The following is a 17,719-nucleotide window of genomic DNA, read 5'->3' on the forward strand; positions in this document are numbered from 1 at the left end:
TATAAAATGAGATTTGAAAGGAGAATGTAACTTCATGTTTGCTAAAAATTCAAAGGCATATTCTGTCTACCTGCTGTTCCGATTTGTCTGTTCCCTGGCGGTTTCTATGTCCACAGTGCTTTCCATCGTGTACCACCTGGAGGTGGTGCAGCTGGATGCTTTCCAGCTTGTCCTGGTAGGGACGGTTCTGGAGACCTCCTGCTTTCTGTTCGAGATGCCCACCGGTGTGGTGGCGGATTTGTATAGCCGTCGGCGCTCGGTGCTGATTGGAATGTTCCTCTACGGCCTGGGCTTTCTGATGGAGGGTGCGCTACCGTGGTTCGCGCCGGTTCTGCTGGCCCAGGTTGTCTGGGGTTGCGGTGATACCTTCATCACCGGCGCTCTGGAGGCGTGGATTGCCTCGGAGGAAGAGGACAAACCCATAGACAAGGTGTTCCTGCGGGGCAGTCAAATGGGGCAAATCGGCGGCGTTCTGGGCGTGGTGCTGGGCACACTGCTGGGAAACATAAACCTGCAAATGCCTCTCATCTTGGGGGGGCAGTTTGTGCTTGTTGTTGGGGCTGGTGTTGGGTCGCATCATGCCAGAAACCAACTTCTCCCCTGCTATTGAGGAACGGCAGGGCTTGCTTAAAGACTTTGTCTGCCTGTTCAAGCTCAACCTGGGCTTTGTGAAAGGCGCACCTGTGTTGCTGGCGCTCTTAGCAATCACACTATGCGGGGGACTTGCCAGTGAAGGCTTTGACCGGCTCTCCACCGCTCATTTTCTGGATGACACGGTAATACCCGTTATCGGGCCGCTGAACAGCGTCACTTGGTTCGGTGTTATCAGTCTTATCGGCAGCGGCTTAGGTATTCTGGCTTCTCAGTTGCTCATCGCCCGCATGGAGAAAAAAGGGACTGTCAGCCGAACCAGTGTGGTCATGTCCACCAGCGCCGGGTATATCCTGTGCCTGGTTCTCTTCGCGGTGGGGCGGAGCTTTTGGTTCATGTTGTTGGTGTTCCTGCTGGCGGGGCTTATGCGCACCATCAAGGAGCCTGTGCTGGCCGCCTGGATGAACGACCATGTGGATGAGAAAATGCGCGCCACAGTCTTTTCCACCAGCGGACAGCTGGACTCTTTCGGGCAGATCATCGGCGGGCCTATTGTGGGGCTGGTAGCCCAGCAGGTGTCCATACCCTGGGGGCTGGTCTGTACCGCTTTCCTGCTGTTGCCCGCGCTGTTCTTAGTGCCGGTGGCGGGAAAGAAGCGGGATTGATATGGCATAGTTAAGTTTACTGACGAGCGGGAGATTACTTCCGCTCGTCTTCATTTAGTAGCGCAAAATTTGAGGACTCTTTATTTCCTTATTCGGTATAGCGGAGGCGGCTGTCAATTCGACATAATTTTCTTGTGATACTTTACCGTACATGAGCATTTGTTTCGTATTTGAAAGAACAAACTCACCAAATAAAAAAAACGATATTCGGGTGGGTTATTTTGTTATACCCTAAATTACCCTCTGAGTAAGCACGACCTTAAAGACTTAAAGGAACGGTGCAACGAGCAGAGCTGGGAACAGGGCTTGCATGTGCCGGAGAAAGGAAAGACATTTGCTGGAGAAGTCCGGGAAGAAACGGTGGCATGGAGCAAAGACACCTACCAGCTTTTGAAAACGGCAAGTTTCCCTTGACTATCTGATGAACGAGAAGTTTGTCCAGTTTGCCGCGTCGGAGCCGGACGAGGAATACCCATTTACCGTCTGCGGTCAGACCGTCCTGCTCTGCAACGCCGCCCTTGCCGACGCGATCTCTGTTTTGCCGGAGCAGACGCGGGAAGAAATCCTGCGCTATTACTTTCTGCGCCAGCCGCAGCGCGTGATCGGCGCGTGTATTGGCCGGTCACGCAGCACAGCGGGGCGGCATATCCAGCTTGCCTTGCAGCGGCTACGCGAAGAAATGGGGGTGAGCCGGTATGAGTAGACTTCTCCCCTATGAAACAATCCTCAAAGCCCGTGAGGGCGACCCAGAAGCCGTGAACGCTGTCCTGCTCCACTACGCCGGATATATCCGCTATTTCTCAAAAGTGAACGGGCAGGTCAACGCCGAGGTGGAGGACTATGTAAAGCAGCGGTTAATTGACTGTCAATTCAAGTTCCGGCTTGACGAACCACCGGACAAGTCATAAAAACTGAATACCAGCCGCCACCGACGCGGCCAGCGAAAGCAGTAAGTCTTGAAAAAGATTTACTGCTTTTTTTGTTGTCCGGCTCCGCTCCCGGCCATTTTGCCCCCTGCCGGTTGTAGTAGTAAGCGAGGAGGGAATTTTTCTGCCCTGGTGTTTGGCATTTGGAGCATTTACCCGTAGTAGAGGGCAAAGAGAAAGGATTTCTCCAACACCGGGTAGAAACCACTGCGTCCGGTGTCATTTTAGCGAAAGCGGGCAGGAATGCCCTTTACAGGATTAGTAGTAGCAGAAAAAGAGAAACAAACTTTTGTGGTTGCAGTTTTCCAAAAAAGTGGCGGACGGAAGTGAGAGAAAGTTTGCAGTCACGGAGAGCAAGTTTCTACCACGGTGCCAAAATCCGCAATTCTGTGGTTTTGCCCCTCGCGGGAAACTTGTTGGGGAGTGCCTTCCCCAAACCCTGCTATGCGGCTTGCGCCGCAAAAATATTTCCGTCCGGCAGGCCATTTTTTTGCGAGAACTGCCCCGGAAATACCTAACAGACCAGCCTATTTTTTGTGATAAGTGAAAGGAGGTTTACAGCCCATGCCGAAGCGATACAACACACCCCACCGCAGCCGCGTTGTGAAAACCCGGCTGTCCGAAGATGAATACGCCGACTTCACAGCGCGGCTTGCGCCCTATGGTATCAGCCAGTCGGAATTTCTCCGGCAGGCGATACGGCGCACGACCATACGCCCCGTTATCCATGTGTCAGCGGTCAATGATGAACTGCTTTCCGCTGTTGGAAAGCTGGCCGCCGAGTACGGCAGGATCGGCGGCAACCTCAATCAGATTGCCCGGTATCTGAACGAATACGGCGTACCCTACAACACCCTTTCCGGCGAGGTACGCGCCGCCATATCCGACCTTGCCGTCCTCAAGTATGAAGTCCTCAAGAAAGTAGGTGACGCGGTTGGCAACACTCAAGCATATCAACTCTAAAAACGCCGACTACGGAGCCGCCGAGCAATATCTTCTCTTTGAGCATGACGAGTTTACCATGAAGCCCGTCCTTGATGAAACCGGCAGGCTTATCCCCCGCGAGGACTACCGGCTGTCCACGCTGAACTGCGACGGGGAGGATTTTGCCGTTGCGTGTATGCGGGCCAATCTCCGCTATCAGAAAAACCAGCGGCGGGAAGATGTGAAAAGCCACCACTACATCATCAGCTTTGACCCGCGGGACGGGCCGGACAACGGCCTGACCGTAGACCGGGCGCAGGCGTTGGGGGAACAATTCTGTAAAGAGCATTTTCCCGGCCACCAGGCCCTTGTCTGCACCCACCCGGACGGGCATAACCACAGCGGCAACATTCATGTGCATATCGTCATAAACAGCCTGCGGATTGAGGAAGTGCCGTTCCTGCCCTACATGGACAGGCCGGCCGATACGAAAGTCGGCTGCAAGCACCGATGTACCGACGCTGCCCTGCGCTACTTCAAATCCGAAGTCATGGAGATGTGCCACCGGGAGGGGCTTTATCAAATCGACCTCTTGAACGGCAGCAAGAACCGCGTCACCGACCGGGAGTATTGGGCGCAGAAAAAGGGACAGGCCGCGCTGGACAAGCAGAACGCCCCCATGATTGCCGATAGTATCACGCCCCGGCAGACCAAGTTTGAAACGAACAAGGAGAAGCTGCGGCAGACCCTACGGAAAGCCCTTGCCACCGCCGCCAGCTTTGACGAGTTTTCCTCTCTGTTGCTGCAGGAGGGTGTGACCGTCAAGGAGAGCCGGGGGCGGCTTTCCTACCTCACGCCGGACAGGACAAAGCCAATTACCGCCCGGAAGCTGGGCGACGATTTTGACCGCGCCGCTGTCTTTGCCGTTTTAGAGCAAAACGCCGCCAGAGCAGCCGAAGCGCCAGCCAGATCCCCCGATCCCCCACGCACCATAAAAGACCGCTTGCAGGTTGCCAGAGCCGAGATAGCCGCCCCGAAACAGGACGGAGTGCAGCGGCTTGTGGACATTGAGCAGAAAATGGCCGAGGGCAAAGGCCGGGGCTATGAACGCTGGGCGAAGATACACAATCTGAAGCAGGCCGCCAAAACGCTGTCCGTCTACCAGCAATACGGCTTTACTTCCCCGGAGCAGTTAGAAGCCGCCGTTGACACCGCCTATCAGAAAATGCGCCAGACCAGCGGCGAACTGAAAGCACTGGAAACGAAGCTGCAAGGGAAAAAGAAGTTGCAGCGGCAGGTGTTGGCCTACGCCCAGACCAAGGCCGCCCGCGACGGGCTGCGGGCACAGAAATCCGAGAAAGCCCGCGCCGCATACCGGCAGGCCCATGAGAGCGATTTTATCATAGCCGACGCAGCAGCCCGGTATTTCAAGGCGCATGGCATTACCAAGCTGCCCGCCCGGAAAGCGTTGCAGGCCGAGATCGAGCAGCTTATCTCCGAGAAAGACGGCCTGTATAACACCTATCACGAACAGAAACAGCGGTTCAAGGAGTTGCAGACCGTCAAGCGGAACATCGACCAGATTTTGCGCCGGGACGAGCCGCACCGCAGAAAGGAGCAGAGCCATGAGCGATAACCTGCCCCACATGGACTACCGCCAGCACCGGCGGGCGCGGCGGCTGGTACATGAGTGCTGTAACTACGACGAGGGAAACTGCCTGCTGTTAGACGACGGGGAGCCTTGCGTGTGCGTCCAGAGCATTTCCCTTTCCCTCATGTGCCGGTGGTTCCGTGTGGCTGTCCTGCCCCTTGACGGGGAGCTGGCCGCAGCCCTCTTGTACCGGGGGAGCCGGAAACGGTGTGCCGTCTGCGGCGCGGCCTTTGTCCCCAAATCCAACCGGGGAAAATACTGCCCCGACTGCGCCGGACGCATAAAGAAAATCAAAGCTGCCGAGCGAAAGCGGAAACAAAGGCATAAATGTCACGCTTTAGAGCCTTTCAAACCCGCATAAATCAAGGCTTTTTTCGTGGGTGTCAAAGGGTGCGCGATACATTTATCCTTTTCCCCCGGAAACGCCGTCCTAATGCGTGACAAACCGCCAAAATCAACCCGAACACAGGGAGGTGATATTATCGCTGATTATATCATGGCAGACACGCCGCTGCCTTTCTTTCTGCCTTATCCCCGTTTTCTGCTGAAAATGGAGATTTCCCAGACCGCCAAGCTGCTGTATTCGCTGCTGTTAGACCGCTCCACCCTTTCACAGAAAAACAAGTGGCAGGACGACAAGGGCAGGATTTATATTATCTATCCCATCGCGGAGATAGCCGAAATACTGGATAAAGGCAGCACCACCATAAAGGGGGCGCTCAATGAACTGGACATGGCGGGGCTTTTGGAACGGGAACGGGGCGGCTTCTCCGTACCGAACCGGCTATATGTGAAAGTGCCGCGTGTGCCACAGGTACAGTTTTCCGACCAACTGATGGCCGGAAAACCGACCCTCACAGAGCCGGAAAACCGACCAACTGATGGTCAGAAAACCGACCTTATGATGGTCGGAAAACCGTCCCCTAACCAAACTACTATAAACAAACTTACAGAGAGCCAAACAATGGGAGCGAGTGGGGAGCCGCCCGCGCCCTATGGCCGATACCGGAATATTTTCCTGTCAGAAGCAGAATACGCCGAACTGAAAGAGGATTACCCCGACAGGCTGGAACGGTTCATCGAGGAAATGAGCCGCTACCTTGCCGCCAGCGGGAAAAGCTACCAGAATTATGCCGCCGCCCTGCGGATATGGGCGGGGAACGACAAAAAGGGCGCCCCGAAAAAGGGCATCCCTGACTACTCATGCAAGGAGGGCGAGAGTTTATGAAGAACGAAATCAACGCTGTTTTGGAAAATATGACGGCTGCCACCCCGGAGCCGGAGGACTACACCGGCGAGGACGGTTTACTGTACTGCGGCAAATGCCGCAAGCCGAAAGAAGCCTATTTTGCGCCGGATAAGGCCGCTATCTTTGGCCGTGACCGCCACCCGGCAGAGTGCGACTGCCAGAGAGCCGCCCGTGAGGAACGGGAGGCCGCCGAGAAGCGGCGCAGGCACCTTGATACCGTGGAAGAACTGAAACGCCGGGGCTTTACCGACCCCACCATGCGGGACTGGACTTTTGAGAACGACAACGGCAGGAACCCGCAGACCGGGATTGCCCGCCGGTATGTGGAGCATTGGGAGGATATGCGAACCGACAATATCGGCTGCCTGTTCTGGGGCGGCGTGGGAACCGGGAAAAGCTACCTTGCGGGCTGTATCGCAAACGCCCTTATGGAGAAAGAAATCCCCGTCCACATGACGAACTTTGCCCTTATCCTCAACGACCTTGCCGCCAGCTTTGAGGGGCGCAACGAGTACATTTCCCGCCTTTGCCGCTATCCGCTGCTTATCCTTGACGACTTCGGTATGGAGCGCGGGACGGAATACGGGCTGGAACAGGTTTTCAATGTGATTGACAGCCGTTACCGCAGCGGCAAGCCGCTGATCGTCACGACCAACCTCACGCTGGACGACCTGCGGAACCCGGAGGACACCGCCCATTCCCGGATTTATGACCGGCTGCTTTCCATGTGCGTCCCGGTGCGCTTTACCGGCGACAACTTCCGGCAGGAAGCCGCGCAGCGGAAAATGGAGAACATGAAGAAACTGATTACCGACTGAAAGGAGTATTGCCTATGGCAGATAACAAGCAGCACGACCACCGCACCACTCGCCGCCCCGACTGCGTGACGGAAATCCGCATGGGCAATTCCGTCCTTGTCGTGTCCGGCTATTTCAAGAAAGACACCACAACCACAGCCGCCGACAAAATGGCGCGGGTACTGGAAGCGGAAGCCGCTGCTACACAAAAACCGGCGATTTGACAAGCTGTAAAGAAGCAGATTTGACACTTTTGCCGCTATACAACCAGCCCTATTCCGTGGTACAATGAAACCACGGAATAGTGGGGCTGGCTGTCGGAAACGGAGGATTTTATGTTAAGACAAGCCACCCAAAACCTCATTACCGCCCTTTATCCGAGATTGTCCCATGAGGACGAATTGCAAGGTGAGAGTAATTCCATATCGAATCAAAAAAGGATACTCGAAGCCTTTGCAAAACAGAATGGCTTTACCAACCTGCGCTGGTACACCGACGACGGCTATTCCGGCGCGAACTTTCAAAGGCCCGGTTTTCAAGCCATGCTTGCAGACATTGAAGCTGGGAAAGTGGGTACAGTTATCGTCAAGGACATGAGCCGGTTAGGGCGAAACTACTTGCAGGTAGGGTTTTACACGGAAATGCTGTTCCCTCAAAAGGGCGTGCGTTTTATCGCTGTCAACGACAATGTGGACAGCGCAAACGGCGGCATGGACAACGATTTTACCCCTCTGCGAAATCTGTTCAACGAATGGCTGGTGAGAGATACGAGCAAGAAAATCAAGGCAGTTAAGAGAGCAAAAGGCATGAGCGGCAAGCCCGTTACCAGCAAGCCGGTGTACGGCTACCTCATGGACGAGGACGAGAATTATATCGTTGACGAGGAAACCGCGCCGGTAGTCCGGCAGATATACCAGCTTTGCCTTGCCGGGAACGGCCCGACCAAGATTGCCCGTATGCTTACGGAGCAGCAAATCCCCACGCCGGGGACGCTGGAATACCGCAGGACGGGCAGCACCCGCCGCTACCACCCCGGCTATGAGTGCAAATGGGCGACAAATACCGTTGTCCACCTGTTGGAAAACCGGGAGTACACCGGCTGTCTGGTAAACTTCAAGACGGAGAAGCCCTCTTACAAGACCAAGCACAGCGTAGAGAACCCCATCGAGAAGCAGGCCATTTTTGAGAACCACCATGAGCCTATCATAGACCGGGAAACATGGGAGCGCGTGCAGGAGTTACGCAAGCAGCGCAAACGCCCGAACCGCTATGATGAAGTGGGGCTGTTCTCCGGTATGCTGTTCTGCGCCGACTGCGGCCATGTGATGTACCAGCAGCGGTATCAGAACAAGACCCGTAAGCAGGACTGTTACATCTGCGGCAGCTACAAGAAGCGCACCCGTGACTGTACGGCGCACTTTATCCGCACCGACCTGTTGACCGCCGGTGTCCTCTCCAATCTCCGGCAAGTGACGGAATATGCCGCCAAGCATGAGAGCCGCTTTGTGAAGCTGCTTATCCAGCAGAACGAGATCGGCGGCAAGAGAAAGACCGCCGCAGCCACCAAGCAGCTTGAACAGGCGCAGGAGCGCATTTCCGAAGTGAGCCGCATTATCAAGCGGCTGTATGAGGACAATGTGAACGGCAAAATCAGCGACGAGCGTTTCATGGAACTGTCGGCAGACTATGAGCAGGAACAGCGGGAACTGAAAGACCGCGCCGCCGCTTTGCAGGAGGAACTTTCCAAGTCGCAGGCCGCCACCGTCAATGCGGAAAAGTTTATGGGTATCGTCCGAAAGCACCTTGCCTTTGAGGAATTGACCCCCACCCTCTTGCGGGAGATGATTGAGAAAATCGTCGTGCATGAGTGCAGCTATGACGAGAACGGCATCCGCAGGCAGGACATTGAGATTTATTACAGCTTTGTCGGCAAGATTGACTTGCCCGAAGCCTAACGCCCGACCTATCCGACACAATGGCCAAGTGCCGGATAGGAACGGCAAAATTTTTTACACCTCTAATGCTTCTTTATCACACACAAACAAAATCACAAGGTATGAAACAGCTTATGGCTGGCGGAGGTATCGCATTAGTTGGTATGACGCTGATCCCGCTATTGGCTGGTTTGTTCTAATAACCTATGGATTGGCTGGTTGATTGGATATCGGATTGGATTAAACAGGGCCTTATTGACGCTATCACAGGACAATACACAGGTATATTTGAATCAGTAAACAGCCAGGTCAATGATGTCGCAGGTCAGGTCGGACAAACCCCGCAAGGCTGGAATGGCGGGGTTTTCCAAATGATCCAGACTTTATCGGAAACGGTTGTGCTGCCGATTGCCGGAATTATCCTGACGTTCGTATTGGTGTATGAACTGATTCAGATGATTTTGGAAAAGAACAACATGCACGACTTCGATACATTCAATATTTTCAAGTGGATTTTCAAGACTTTTGTTGCCACCTATCTTCTGACAAACTGTTTCACGATTGTCATGGCGGTGTTTGATGTGGCACAGCATACTATTTCAAACAGCGCCGGAGTTATCAACGGCAATCTGGATGTGGCAGCTTCTCTTGACGACTTACAGACGCAGCTTGAAGCAATGGGTGTATGGGAACTGATGGGGCTCTGGCTGGAGACCAATATTATTTACCTGTGTATGTGGATCTTGTCCATTGTGATTTTTGTAATTGTTTACGGCAGAATGATTGAAATCTATTTGACCGTGAGCGTTGCACCGATTCCGTTTTCCACGATGGTAAATCGTGAATGGGGAGTGATGGGAACCAACTACTTTCGCTCCCTGTTCGCTCTTGGATTTCAGGGTTTCCTTATCCTGATCTGTGTTGCTATTTATGCGGTATTGGTACAATCCATTCCGTCAAACAGCGACATACACGGCGCAATCTGGGGTACAGCGGGATATACGGTACTGCTTGCCTTTGCTTTGTTTAAGACCAGTTCGTTATCAAAAAGTATCTTTAATGCGCATTAGTGCGCAATCATTTTAAACACATAAAAGGAGGATTTATTTATGAGCAATAACAATACAAATACTACGGTTCCTGAAAACATGGAAGCTGCACCTTTGAAACTGGATGTAAGGGTTCGCCCGATCGCCCCGATGGGGAACCTTCTTGCCTATGCCAATGTGACGATTGGCGGCTGCTTTAAGGTAGATGGGTTCCGTATCTGTTCCAGTGAAAAAGGGCTGTATGTCAATATGCCTTCCACACAGGACGGAAAAGGCGGCTGGCGTGATGTGTGCTGGCCGGTTACAGCAGATTTTCGTAAACAGCTTTGTGATGCGCTGATTGAAGGATACGGGCAGGCAATCGAAAACCTGCAGGCAACGCTTGAAGCCACAAAAGGCGCGGCGGAAAAGCCTTCCCTTACCGGTGCGCTGAAAGAAAATGCCGGTAAGGTTAAGAGTCAGCCTTCCAAAGCTCCGGCAGCGAAGAAAGAGCCGGAACTTTAATGTCAGAAACCAAAAAATACGGGATCATCTATGCGGATCCGCCATGGCGTTATGATATGAAACGAGGGCAAGGCGTCGCAGAAAATCATTATCCCACTATGAGCATAGAGGAAATATGCGCACTTCCGGTTGCCGATCTTGCAGCAAAGGACAGTGCGCTTTTTCTATGGGCGACATTTCCGCAGCTAAAAGAAGCCTTCCGTGTGATCGAAGCATGGGGATTCCGATATAAGACGCTTGCTTTCTTATGGTTAAAGCAGAATCGAAAAGCGGATACCTGGTTTTATGGGATGGGATTCTGGACCAGATCTAATGCCGAAGTCTGTCTCTTGGCTACCCGCGGGCACCCGAAACGTCAAAGTGCCGGGATTCACCAGTTTGTGATCTCTCATATCGAACAGCACAGCAAGAAACCGGATGTTGTACGGGATAAGATCGTTCAGCTTATGGGAGATCTTCCCCGTGTGGAACTTTTTGCCCGACAGAAAATACCCGGATGGGATTCCTGGGGCAATGAGGTGGATTGCGACATTTCTCTCTCGCCTGATATGAAAGGAGAAACAACGCTATCTAATATGAAGTAAAACAAAAGCTATTCCGGCAATTAAATTGAAATTCAGGAAAATCCTCTCCCCGCTCTTAAAGTACAGCAGCGGGGAGAACTTTTGAAAGGGGTGATAGATTGCCATATGTACCTGTACCAAAAGATCTCACAAAGGTAAAGACAAAGGTTGCCTTCAATCTTACAAAACGACAGCTTATATTTTTCAGTATTGCGGCTGTGATCGGCGTACCGGTCTATTTCCTTACCCATAACGTGATCGGAAATACGGCTGCGGTTCTTTTGATGATCGGGCTTATGATGCCCTTTTTCTTTCTGGCAATGTATGAACGTGACGGACAGCCTGCAGAAAAGATATTGAAAAATATGCTGCGTCACCGTATGTGGCCGGAACATCGTCCATATAAAACACAGAATTTCTATCAGATCATTTCGCAAAAGGAGGTATCACATATTGCCAAAAAACAAACAGCAGGAGGCACAGGAAAAACGTCTGCAAAGAAACATCAGACAGGCAAAGAAAAGTCGGGCCGAGGTAAAGGGTGCCGATAAAAAAACTGTGTCCAGTGCAAAGCCGTCCAGGAAGGGCGGTTTTTTTCTTGGAATGAAAAAGGATGCTCCGCAGACCGCTCAGCAGAGTATCCCCTATAAAGAAATGTACCGGGATGGGATCTGCCGGGTAACGGACAGGTTCTACACCAAAACGGTGCAGTTCTTTGACATAAATTATCAGCTTGCACAGGCGGATGATAAGGCACAGATTTTTGAAAGTTACTGTGATTTTCTCAATTACTTTGATTCAACGATCTCTGTGCAGCTTACCTTTATCAATCAGCGTGCCAATATGCAGGATTTTTCAAAAAGTATCGCAATCCCGTCCCGTGGGGATGAATATGACGATATTCGCCGGGAATATGCGGATATGCTGAAAAGCCAGCTTGAAAAAGGAAACAACGGTCTCACAAAAAGAAAGTTCATTACTTTTGGGATCGAAGCTGACAACCTTCGTTCCGCTAAGATGCGTCTGGAACGAATCGAAACGGATGTTCTAAATAACTTTAAAACCTTGGGCGTACAGGCTTTGCCATTAAACGGATTAGAGCGCCTGGAGCTTCTTCACGGTCAGCTTCACCCGGACGGTCAGGAGAAATTACACTTTGCATGGACAGATCTTGCCAAAACAGGACTTTCCACAAAAGATTTTATCGCTCCTACCAGTTTTTCTTTTTCAAGGGATGGCAAGACCTTCCGTATCGGAGAATATTCCGGTGCAATGTCTTTTCTTCAAATTTTGGCGCCGGAGCTTACGGACCGTCTGCTTGCCGACCTTTTAGATTTGGACGATGCGATTACGCTTAACCTGCATATCCAATCTATCGACCAGGCGCAGGCGATCCGCAACATCAAACGCAAAATGAGCGATTTGCAGAAAATGAAAATTGAGGAACAGAAAAAAGCGGTCCGCGCAGGATATGACATGGACATCATTCCGACCGACCTTGCCACTTACGGAGAGGAAGCACAGAGCCTTCTTCAAGATCTTCAATCCAGAAATGAAAGGATGTTTTTGGTAACGGTTTTGGTTCAGAACATTGCGCCAAAGCGTCAAAAACTGTTTACGGATATTTTCGCTGCTTCCGGTATTGCTCAGAAGTATAACTGTGCGCTCAAACGTCTGGACTATCAGCAGGAACAGGGGCTTATGTCCTCTCTTGCCCTGGGGCGCAACCAGATTGAAATTCAGCGCGGACTTACCACAAGCAGCACGGCGATCTTTGTGCCGTTTACGACCTGCGAACTGTTCCAGCAGGGGCAGGCGCTCTACTATGGTCTGAACGCTCTTTCCAACAACCTGATTATGGCAGACCGAAAGCAGCTTAAAAACCCCAACGGCTTATTCCTCGGAACACCGGGAAGCGGAAAATCTTTCAGTGCAAAGCGTGAGATCGTCAATGTCTTTCTTCTGACCGACGATTCCATTATCATCGCGGATCCTGAAAATGAATATGGTCCTCTGATCCGAAGGTTCGGGGAGCAGGGACAGGTCATTGATCTATCCCCTAATTCTTCCAACTATATCAATCCGCTGGATATTAACCTGGATTACTCGGACGATGAAAATCCGGTTACGCTGAAAAGTGATTTTGTACTTTCTTTGTGCGACCTGATTATCGGCGGAAAAGACGGTCTTTCTCCCATTGAGAAAACTATTATTGACCGCTGTACCCGTCTGGTATACCGCAAATACCTGCAGGATCCGAAACCGGAAAATATGCCGATCTTAGGAGACCTGTATGACCTGCTCCGAAATCAGAGCGAACCGGAGGCACAAAATATCGCTACAGCTTTGGAAATCTATGTAAACGGAAGTCTGAATGTATTTAATCACCGTTCCAACATCGATATGGACAGCCACCGTGTTCTGTGCTTCCAGTTAAAATCTCTCGGAAAGGCGCTCAAAGAGATCGGGCTTCTTATCATGCAGGATGCGGTATGGAACCGTGTTACGGCCAACCGTGAAAAACATAAGACGACTTGGTTCTATATCGACGAATTTCACCTTCTTTTAAAGGGCCAGACCGGAGCTTTCTCTGTGGAGATCTGGAAAAGGTTCCGTAAATGGGGCGGGATTCCGAGCGGACTGACACAGAACGTAAAGGACCTTCTGGCATCCAGAGAAATTGAAAATATTTTTGAGAACAGCGACTTTATCTATATGCTCAACCAGGCACAGGGCGACCGTCAGATTTTGGCAAAACAGCTTGGTATCAGTCCTCACCAGTTATCCTATGTTACACACAGCGGTCCGGGTGAAGGGCTTTTGTTTTTTGGGAATGTCATTATCCCATTCGTAGATCACTTCCCGAAAGATACCAGCCTGTACCGTATTATGACGACCAGACCGGAGGAAGTCGCGGAAACAGCTTCCTAAGCAGGATCCTGACGGCATTGGGAGGTGATGTGCTTGCCAAAGGATCGTGAATTTCGTGCCAGGGATAAGACATTTCAGAAGATGACGAAAGATGGTCTTGTGGAACAAAATGCCAGAACCAAAGAGGAAACCCGTATCAGTGAGCGGGAAAAAGATTTTGACCTGCGCCGGTCACAGGATTTGCCGCCGCAGGATAACCGGGATCTTTCTTCTGAAACACGTCGCAAAAGGAAACAGCTACCACCGGTACAGGAAGCAGCTTCTTTAGAACAACAGCCGGAAGCTGTTTCTTCTCAGGAACCGGAGATATATGCGCAGGAACCGGAAGCTGTGAAAGAAAAAGAGATACAGCATGGTATCAGGTATCAGCAGAGATTTACTGAGCAGGAGTCCTCTGATCTCAAACCTGCAGAACCGGAACTTCCAAAGAAAGAATCCAAACTGCAGTTTACCGCCGATGAAGTACCTCAGGAACCGGGGAAAAAGCTGACAAATGCGAGGCGTAAGGCGGAACGTACTTCTCAGAAGTTAGAAACCGCACAGCAGAATCTTCCTGCAAGGCGCAAACTTCGTTTGAGCGTGGAGTCGGATGTTGAAACCGGTAAGGCAAAACGGCGCTTGAAATTTGAAAAAGAGGTTGTTTCACAGCGGGATCATATGAAAGGTGCCAAACCGCTGCGTCCGGTGAAAAAAGGCGCTAATGCCGCCATTGGATATGCGCATAAGAAGATTTATGAAAATGAGCATGAGAATATCGGGATCGAGGCGGCGCACCGCAGCGAGCTTGTTGCGGAAGGTGGTCTGCGTGCTCTAAACCACCGCCGAAAGTCAGCACCTTACCGTAAAGTCTCCCGTCTCCAAAAGAAGGCGTCAAGAGCCAGTGCCAAAGCTGCCTATCAGCAGGTACTCCATGAGAACCCGAAGTTAAAGAGCAATCTGCTTGCACGGATGTGGCAGAAACAGAAAATCAAAAGGCAGTATGCCAAAGCTGCAAGAGAAGCCAGACGTGCAGGACAGACCGCAAAGAAAACAGCGGTCACAACAGAAAAGATAGCCGGACGCGTGGCGTTCTTTGTCAAACGCCACCCGATTATTTTCGGGATCGCAACTCTGCTTCTTCTGCTGTTCTTTCTGATTTCTTCGGTCTTTACTTCCTGTTCCAGTATGGGAACCGGCGGTCTTGGAATCGTTGCCGCATCAAGCTATGTGGCCGAGGATCAGGACATCAACCAGGCGGAGCTTTCCTATACGGAATGGGAAACGGACCTGCAGATCCAGATTCAAGATGCCGAAGCACAACATCCGGGATATGACGAATACCGCTATCAGGTCGGCAATGTGGGGCATAACCCTTTTGAGCTGATGGGATTTCTGACTGCTTCTTATCACGGCTTTACCTATGAACAGATCGAAGCGGTGTTAAGGGAAATCTTCTCTGAACAGTACCGCCTTGAATTTATCCCGGAAACAGAGATCCGTTACCGTACGGAAACCCGTGTGGATCCTGTTACCGGAGAAACCACCGAAGAAGAAGTACCCTATGAGTGGCATATCCTGAATATCAGGCTCACCGCAAATTCTTTCACCGACGTGATTGCCGGGCGTATGGATAACGGGCAGAAAGAACTTTTTAATATCCTGATGATGTCAAAAGGCAACCGGCAGTATGTCGCTAATATTTTCGGCGATACTGACTGGCTTCCTTATGTGACAAGTTATTACGGATACCGCGTCCATCCGATCAGCGGCGGGAAAGATTATCACAAAGCGGTGGATATTGGGATGCCTTTGGGAACGGAGATTTTAGCAGGCCACGACGGAACGGTGACACAGGCCGGTGAATCCGGCAGTTATGGTCTGGTCGTAGTGATCGAAGGTACGATGAAAGACGGCCGGACGCTGACAACAAAATACGCACATTGCTCCCAGCTTCTTGTCACTCCCGGACAAACGGTAAAACAAGGGGATGTGATCGCAAAGGTAGGAAGTACCGGAAACTCCACCGGACCGCACTTACATTTGGAAGTGCTGGTGGACGGACAATACTTCAATCCGCTTTACTTTACGGATACAGGAAACCATACCGCAGGAACAATGGCGCCGGGAACACCGGGCGGTCCTGAAATTCCGGCTTATCCGGGGGAACCGATGGGTGACGGAAGTTATGCGGCTTTGATTGCCGAAGCACAGAAACATCTTGGGAAACCTTATGTATTTGGCGCTTCCGGTCCGAACAGCTTTGATTGCTCCGGCTTTGTCTGCTATGTATTCAATCAAAGCGGTGTTGCCAATGTGGGGCGTACGACCGCACAGGGGCTATATAACATGTCCACGCCGGTGTCCAGGGAAAATGCCCGTCCGGGAGATCTGATCTTCTTTACCGGAACCTATTCCGCAGGCACGCCGGTTACACATATCGGCATTTATATCGGAAACGGACAGATGATCCATGCCGGAGATCCCGTCCAGTATGCCAGCATTGATACGTCCTACTGGCAGCAGCATTTTTACGCATTTGGACGACTGAACTAATTATGATTGGAGGTAATAGATTGAATCCTAAAATTGAAAAACTCGCAAAGGAGATTCAGAAAACTGAAAACAAGATTGCAGAGCTGCAGGATAAACTTGCGGATCTGAAAAAACAGAAAACCGAGCTGGAGAACCTGGATTACGGCGAGGTTGCCCGCAGCTTTAATATCTCACCGAAAGAGCTGGCGGAATTTTTGAAACTGCAGAAACAAGGCGCGGTCCTTCCAAACAGCGGCGGTCTGCCGACGAAAACACAGGAGGTATGCCATGAAGAATAAACTACTGCCTTTGATGACGGCGCTTATGCTTGGCATGGGCGCTTTTGTATTTCCTATCTCTGCTTATGCTTCCGGCGGTGCGGATACCACGCCGCCTACGGTCAGCGTGAAACTGGAGAAAGATACACTTTCCATTACCGCAAGTGATGATCTGTCCGGTGTAGAGGCTGTCTTTGTGGATAAAACCCGTGTTAATAGTCTTTCAGACGGAAAAGGTTCTGTCCTTTTAAAAGATTATGCGGGGAATGAAAAGCAGGTCAGCGTTTATGCGGTGGATTATTCCGGCAACCAGTCCGAGACGGTCAAGCTGGATAATCCTTATTATAAGGAACCGCAGAAAACCGAGCCGGATGCCGGAAAGCAGACAGCTTCCAGCACGGATACTCCTTCCCCTGCTCCTTCCGATGGAAATACTGCGGGAAGCACACAGGAAAGCAGTGATAAAAAGCCGCAGTCAGGAGCTTCTTCTAACCAGCCAGAAACACCGGCACAGGAAGAAGAAACGGAAAGCGCTCTGCCGGAGGGCGCACTTACACCGGACGGTACCGGAACGATCCTGGATTCTGCTACGGAGCAGGAAGATGATAAACAGTTCTACACCATTAAGACAGAGGCAGGAAATGTGTTCTATCTTGTGATCGACGGCAAGCGCGGTTCTGAAAATGTGTATTTTCTGAACGGTGTTACAGAGTCGGATCTGATGGCTCTTGCAGAAAAAGACCAGGGTACTTCCGGTGCAATTCCTGAAACGGAAATCTGCAACTGTTCTGAAAAATGCGAAGCCGGAAACGTCAACACAGACTGTCCGGTCTGCAAAAACAAGATGTCCGGCTGCTTAGGAAAGTCTGACGAAGCACCGGCGCAGGACGAGGCTTCACAGCAGGATCCGAAAGAAGAAAAGAAATCCAATACCGGCATGATCTTCTTTGTGCTGTTTGCTCTTGCCGCAGCCGGAGGTCTTGGATATTACTTCAAGATCGTCCGTCCAAAGCAGCAGGCGGCAATGGATGACGAATATGAGGATGAAGGTTATGGGGAAGGATTTGAACCGGATTCTGAATATCACGAAACCTTGCCGGATGATCTGGACGAGGATGAAACTACGGAGGACGGCAGATAAGCCGT

The 17,719-nt window shown here is 51.4% G+C and carries 17 protein-coding genes and 2 pseudogenes; all 19 read left to right on the forward strand.

What is annotated here, in order from left to right; translation table 11 throughout:
• Positions 1 to 34: 34 nt before the first annotated feature.
• The 19 genes and pseudogenes from tet(40) to BQ2683_RS06925 all read left to right on the forward strand — a co-directional run bounded on the left by tet(40) (position 35) and on the right by BQ2683_RS06925 (position 17,714).
• Positions 35 to 1,256 (forward strand): annotated as a pseudogene (gene tet(40), locus BQ2683_RS06840) (tetracycline efflux MFS transporter Tet(40)).
• Positions 1,257 to 1,677: 421 nt separating this feature from the next.
• Entirely contained in the window at positions 1,678 to 1,959 is a 282-nt protein-coding gene (locus BQ2683_RS06845; protein WP_069988273.1) for a sigma factor-like helix-turn-helix DNA-binding protein, read from the forward strand.
• Positions 1,952 to 2,164 (forward strand): helix-turn-helix domain-containing protein, encoded by a 213-nt coding sequence (locus tag BQ2683_RS06850; protein WP_002586615.1) that lies wholly within the window; start codon positions 1,952 to 1,954, stop codon positions 2,162 to 2,164. Before BQ2683_RS06845 ends, BQ2683_RS06850 begins: the two co-directional genes overlap by 8 nt.
• Before the next feature lie 582 nt (positions 2,165 to 2,746).
• Positions 2,747 to 3,145 (forward strand): plasmid mobilization protein, encoded by a 399-nt coding sequence (locus tag BQ2683_RS06860; RefSeq protein ID WP_069988275.1) that lies wholly within the window; start codon positions 2,747 to 2,749, stop codon positions 3,143 to 3,145.
• The gene (locus BQ2683_RS06865) at positions 3,117 to 4,742 is read left to right on the forward strand and encodes a relaxase/mobilization nuclease domain-containing protein (RefSeq protein ID WP_002596230.1); all 1,626 of its coding nucleotides are present in this window, start codon (positions 3,117 to 3,119) and stop codon (positions 4,740 to 4,742) included. The genes BQ2683_RS06860 and BQ2683_RS06865 overlap by 29 nt, the downstream gene beginning before the upstream one ends.
• Before the next feature lie 10 nt (positions 4,743 to 4,752).
• Positions 4,753 to 5,118 (forward strand): cysteine-rich VLP domain-containing protein, encoded by a 366-nt coding sequence (locus BQ2683_RS12880; protein ID WP_476703391.1) that lies wholly within the window; start codon positions 4,753 to 4,755, stop codon positions 5,116 to 5,118.
• A gap of 15 nt (positions 5,119 to 5,133) precedes the next feature.
• Positions 5,134 to 5,985 carry a replication initiator protein A gene (locus tag BQ2683_RS06875; RefSeq protein ID WP_476703385.1) on the forward strand — a complete coding sequence of 284 codons (852 nt, stop codon included), beginning with the start codon at positions 5,134 to 5,136 and terminating at the stop codon, positions 5,983 to 5,985.
• Entirely contained in the window at positions 5,982 to 6,824 is an 843-nt protein-coding gene (locus BQ2683_RS06880; RefSeq protein WP_069988278.1) for an ATP-binding protein, read from the forward strand. The genes BQ2683_RS06875 and BQ2683_RS06880 overlap by 4 nt, the downstream gene beginning before the upstream one ends.
• A gap of 14 nt (positions 6,825 to 6,838) precedes the next feature.
• Positions 6,839 to 7,027, forward strand: a complete 189-nt coding sequence (locus BQ2683_RS06885) for a transposon-encoded TnpW family protein (RefSeq protein WP_069988279.1) — start codon at positions 6,839 to 6,841, stop codon at positions 7,025 to 7,027.
• 111 nt (positions 7,028 to 7,138) lie between these two features.
• On the forward strand, positions 7,139 to 8,758 hold the full coding sequence (locus BQ2683_RS06890) for a recombinase family protein (RefSeq protein WP_069988280.1): 1,620 nt from the start codon (positions 7,139 to 7,141) through the stop codon (positions 8,756 to 8,758).
• 89 nt (positions 8,759 to 8,847) lie between these two features.
• Positions 8,848 to 8,937: pseudogene (locus BQ2683_RS13810) on the forward strand (Maff2 family mobile element protein); the annotation flags it as partial.
• Between the two features lie 6 nt (positions 8,938 to 8,943).
• Complete coding sequence (locus BQ2683_RS06895; RefSeq protein ID WP_069988281.1) at positions 8,944 to 9,807, forward strand: VirB6/TrbL-like conjugal transfer protein, CD1112 family; 864 nt, start codon at positions 8,944 to 8,946, stop codon at positions 9,805 to 9,807.
• Between the two features lie 39 nt (positions 9,808 to 9,846).
• Entirely contained in the window at positions 9,847 to 10,290 is a 444-nt protein-coding gene (locus tag BQ2683_RS06900; RefSeq protein ID WP_069988282.1) for a SpoVG family protein, read from the forward strand.
• Positions 10,290 to 10,874, forward strand: coding sequence for an MT-A70 family methyltransferase (locus BQ2683_RS06905; RefSeq protein WP_069988283.1), 585 nt, complete (start codon positions 10,290 to 10,292; stop codon positions 10,872 to 10,874). Before BQ2683_RS06900 ends, BQ2683_RS06905 begins: the two co-directional genes overlap by 1 nt.
• 98 nt (positions 10,875 to 10,972) lie before the next feature.
• Positions 10,973 to 11,404, forward strand: coding sequence for a PrgI family protein (locus tag BQ2683_RS12890; RefSeq protein ID WP_076939139.1), 432 nt, complete (start codon positions 10,973 to 10,975; stop codon positions 11,402 to 11,404).
• Positions 11,307 to 13,784, forward strand: coding sequence for a VirB4-like conjugal transfer ATPase, CD1110 family (locus BQ2683_RS06910; RefSeq protein ID WP_187118736.1), 2,478 nt, complete (start codon positions 11,307 to 11,309; stop codon positions 13,782 to 13,784). The genes BQ2683_RS12890 and BQ2683_RS06910 overlap by 98 nt, the downstream gene beginning before the upstream one ends.
• Before the next feature lie 33 nt (positions 13,785 to 13,817).
• Positions 13,818 to 16,316 (forward strand): CD1108 family mobile element protein, encoded by a 2,499-nt coding sequence (locus BQ2683_RS06915; protein WP_476703386.1) that lies wholly within the window; start codon positions 13,818 to 13,820, stop codon positions 16,314 to 16,316.
• A gap of 20 nt (positions 16,317 to 16,336) precedes the next feature.
• Entirely contained in the window at positions 16,337 to 16,594 is a 258-nt protein-coding gene (locus tag BQ2683_RS06920; protein WP_069988285.1) for a DUF4315 family protein, read from the forward strand.
• Entirely contained in the window at positions 16,584 to 17,714 is a 1,131-nt protein-coding gene (locus tag BQ2683_RS06925) for a DUF4366 domain-containing protein (protein WP_069988286.1), read from the forward strand. The genes BQ2683_RS06920 and BQ2683_RS06925 overlap by 11 nt, the downstream gene beginning before the upstream one ends.
• Positions 17,715 to 17,719: the final 5 nt, after the last annotated feature.

Origin of the sequence: Massilioclostridium coli, from assembly GCF_900095865.1 — a bacterium.
GTDB classification, from domain to species: Bacteria; Bacillota; Clostridia; order Oscillospirales; family Ruminococcaceae; genus Massilioclostridium; species Massilioclostridium facile.

Excerpts from the sequence above, each read along its gene's own strand:
- BQ2683_RS06890 (WP_069988280.1), top strand. The coding sequence starts at position 7,139 with ATGTTAAGACAAGCCACCCAAAACCTCATTACCGCCCTTTATCCGAGA.
- BQ2683_RS12880 (WP_476703391.1), top strand. The coding sequence starts at position 4,753 with ATGGACTACCGCCAGCACCGGCGGGCGCGGCGGCTGGTACATGAGTGC.
- BQ2683_RS06925 (WP_069988286.1), top strand. The coding sequence starts at position 16,584 with ATGAAGAATAAACTACTGCCTTTGATGACGGCGCTTATGCTTGGCATG.
- BQ2683_RS06895 (WP_069988281.1), top strand. The coding sequence starts at position 8,944 with ATGGATTGGCTGGTTGATTGGATATCGGATTGGATTAAACAGGGCCTT.
- BQ2683_RS06880 (WP_069988278.1), top strand. The coding sequence starts at position 5,982 with ATGAAGAACGAAATCAACGCTGTTTTGGAAAATATGACGGCTGCCACC.
- BQ2683_RS06900 (WP_069988282.1), top strand. The coding sequence starts at position 9,847 with ATGAGCAATAACAATACAAATACTACGGTTCCTGAAAACATGGAAGCT.
- BQ2683_RS06860 (WP_069988275.1), top strand. The coding sequence starts at position 2,747 with ATGCCGAAGCGATACAACACACCCCACCGCAGCCGCGTTGTGAAAACC.
- BQ2683_RS06845 (WP_069988273.1), top strand. The coding sequence starts at position 1,678 with ATGAACGAGAAGTTTGTCCAGTTTGCCGCGTCGGAGCCGGACGAGGAA.
- BQ2683_RS06850 (WP_002586615.1), top strand. The coding sequence starts at position 1,952 with ATGAGTAGACTTCTCCCCTATGAAACAATCCTCAAAGCCCGTGAGGGC.
- BQ2683_RS06905 (WP_069988283.1), top strand. The coding sequence starts at position 10,290 with ATGTCAGAAACCAAAAAATACGGGATCATCTATGCGGATCCGCCATGG.
- BQ2683_RS06885 (WP_069988279.1), top strand. The coding sequence starts at position 6,839 with ATGGCAGATAACAAGCAGCACGACCACCGCACCACTCGCCGCCCCGAC.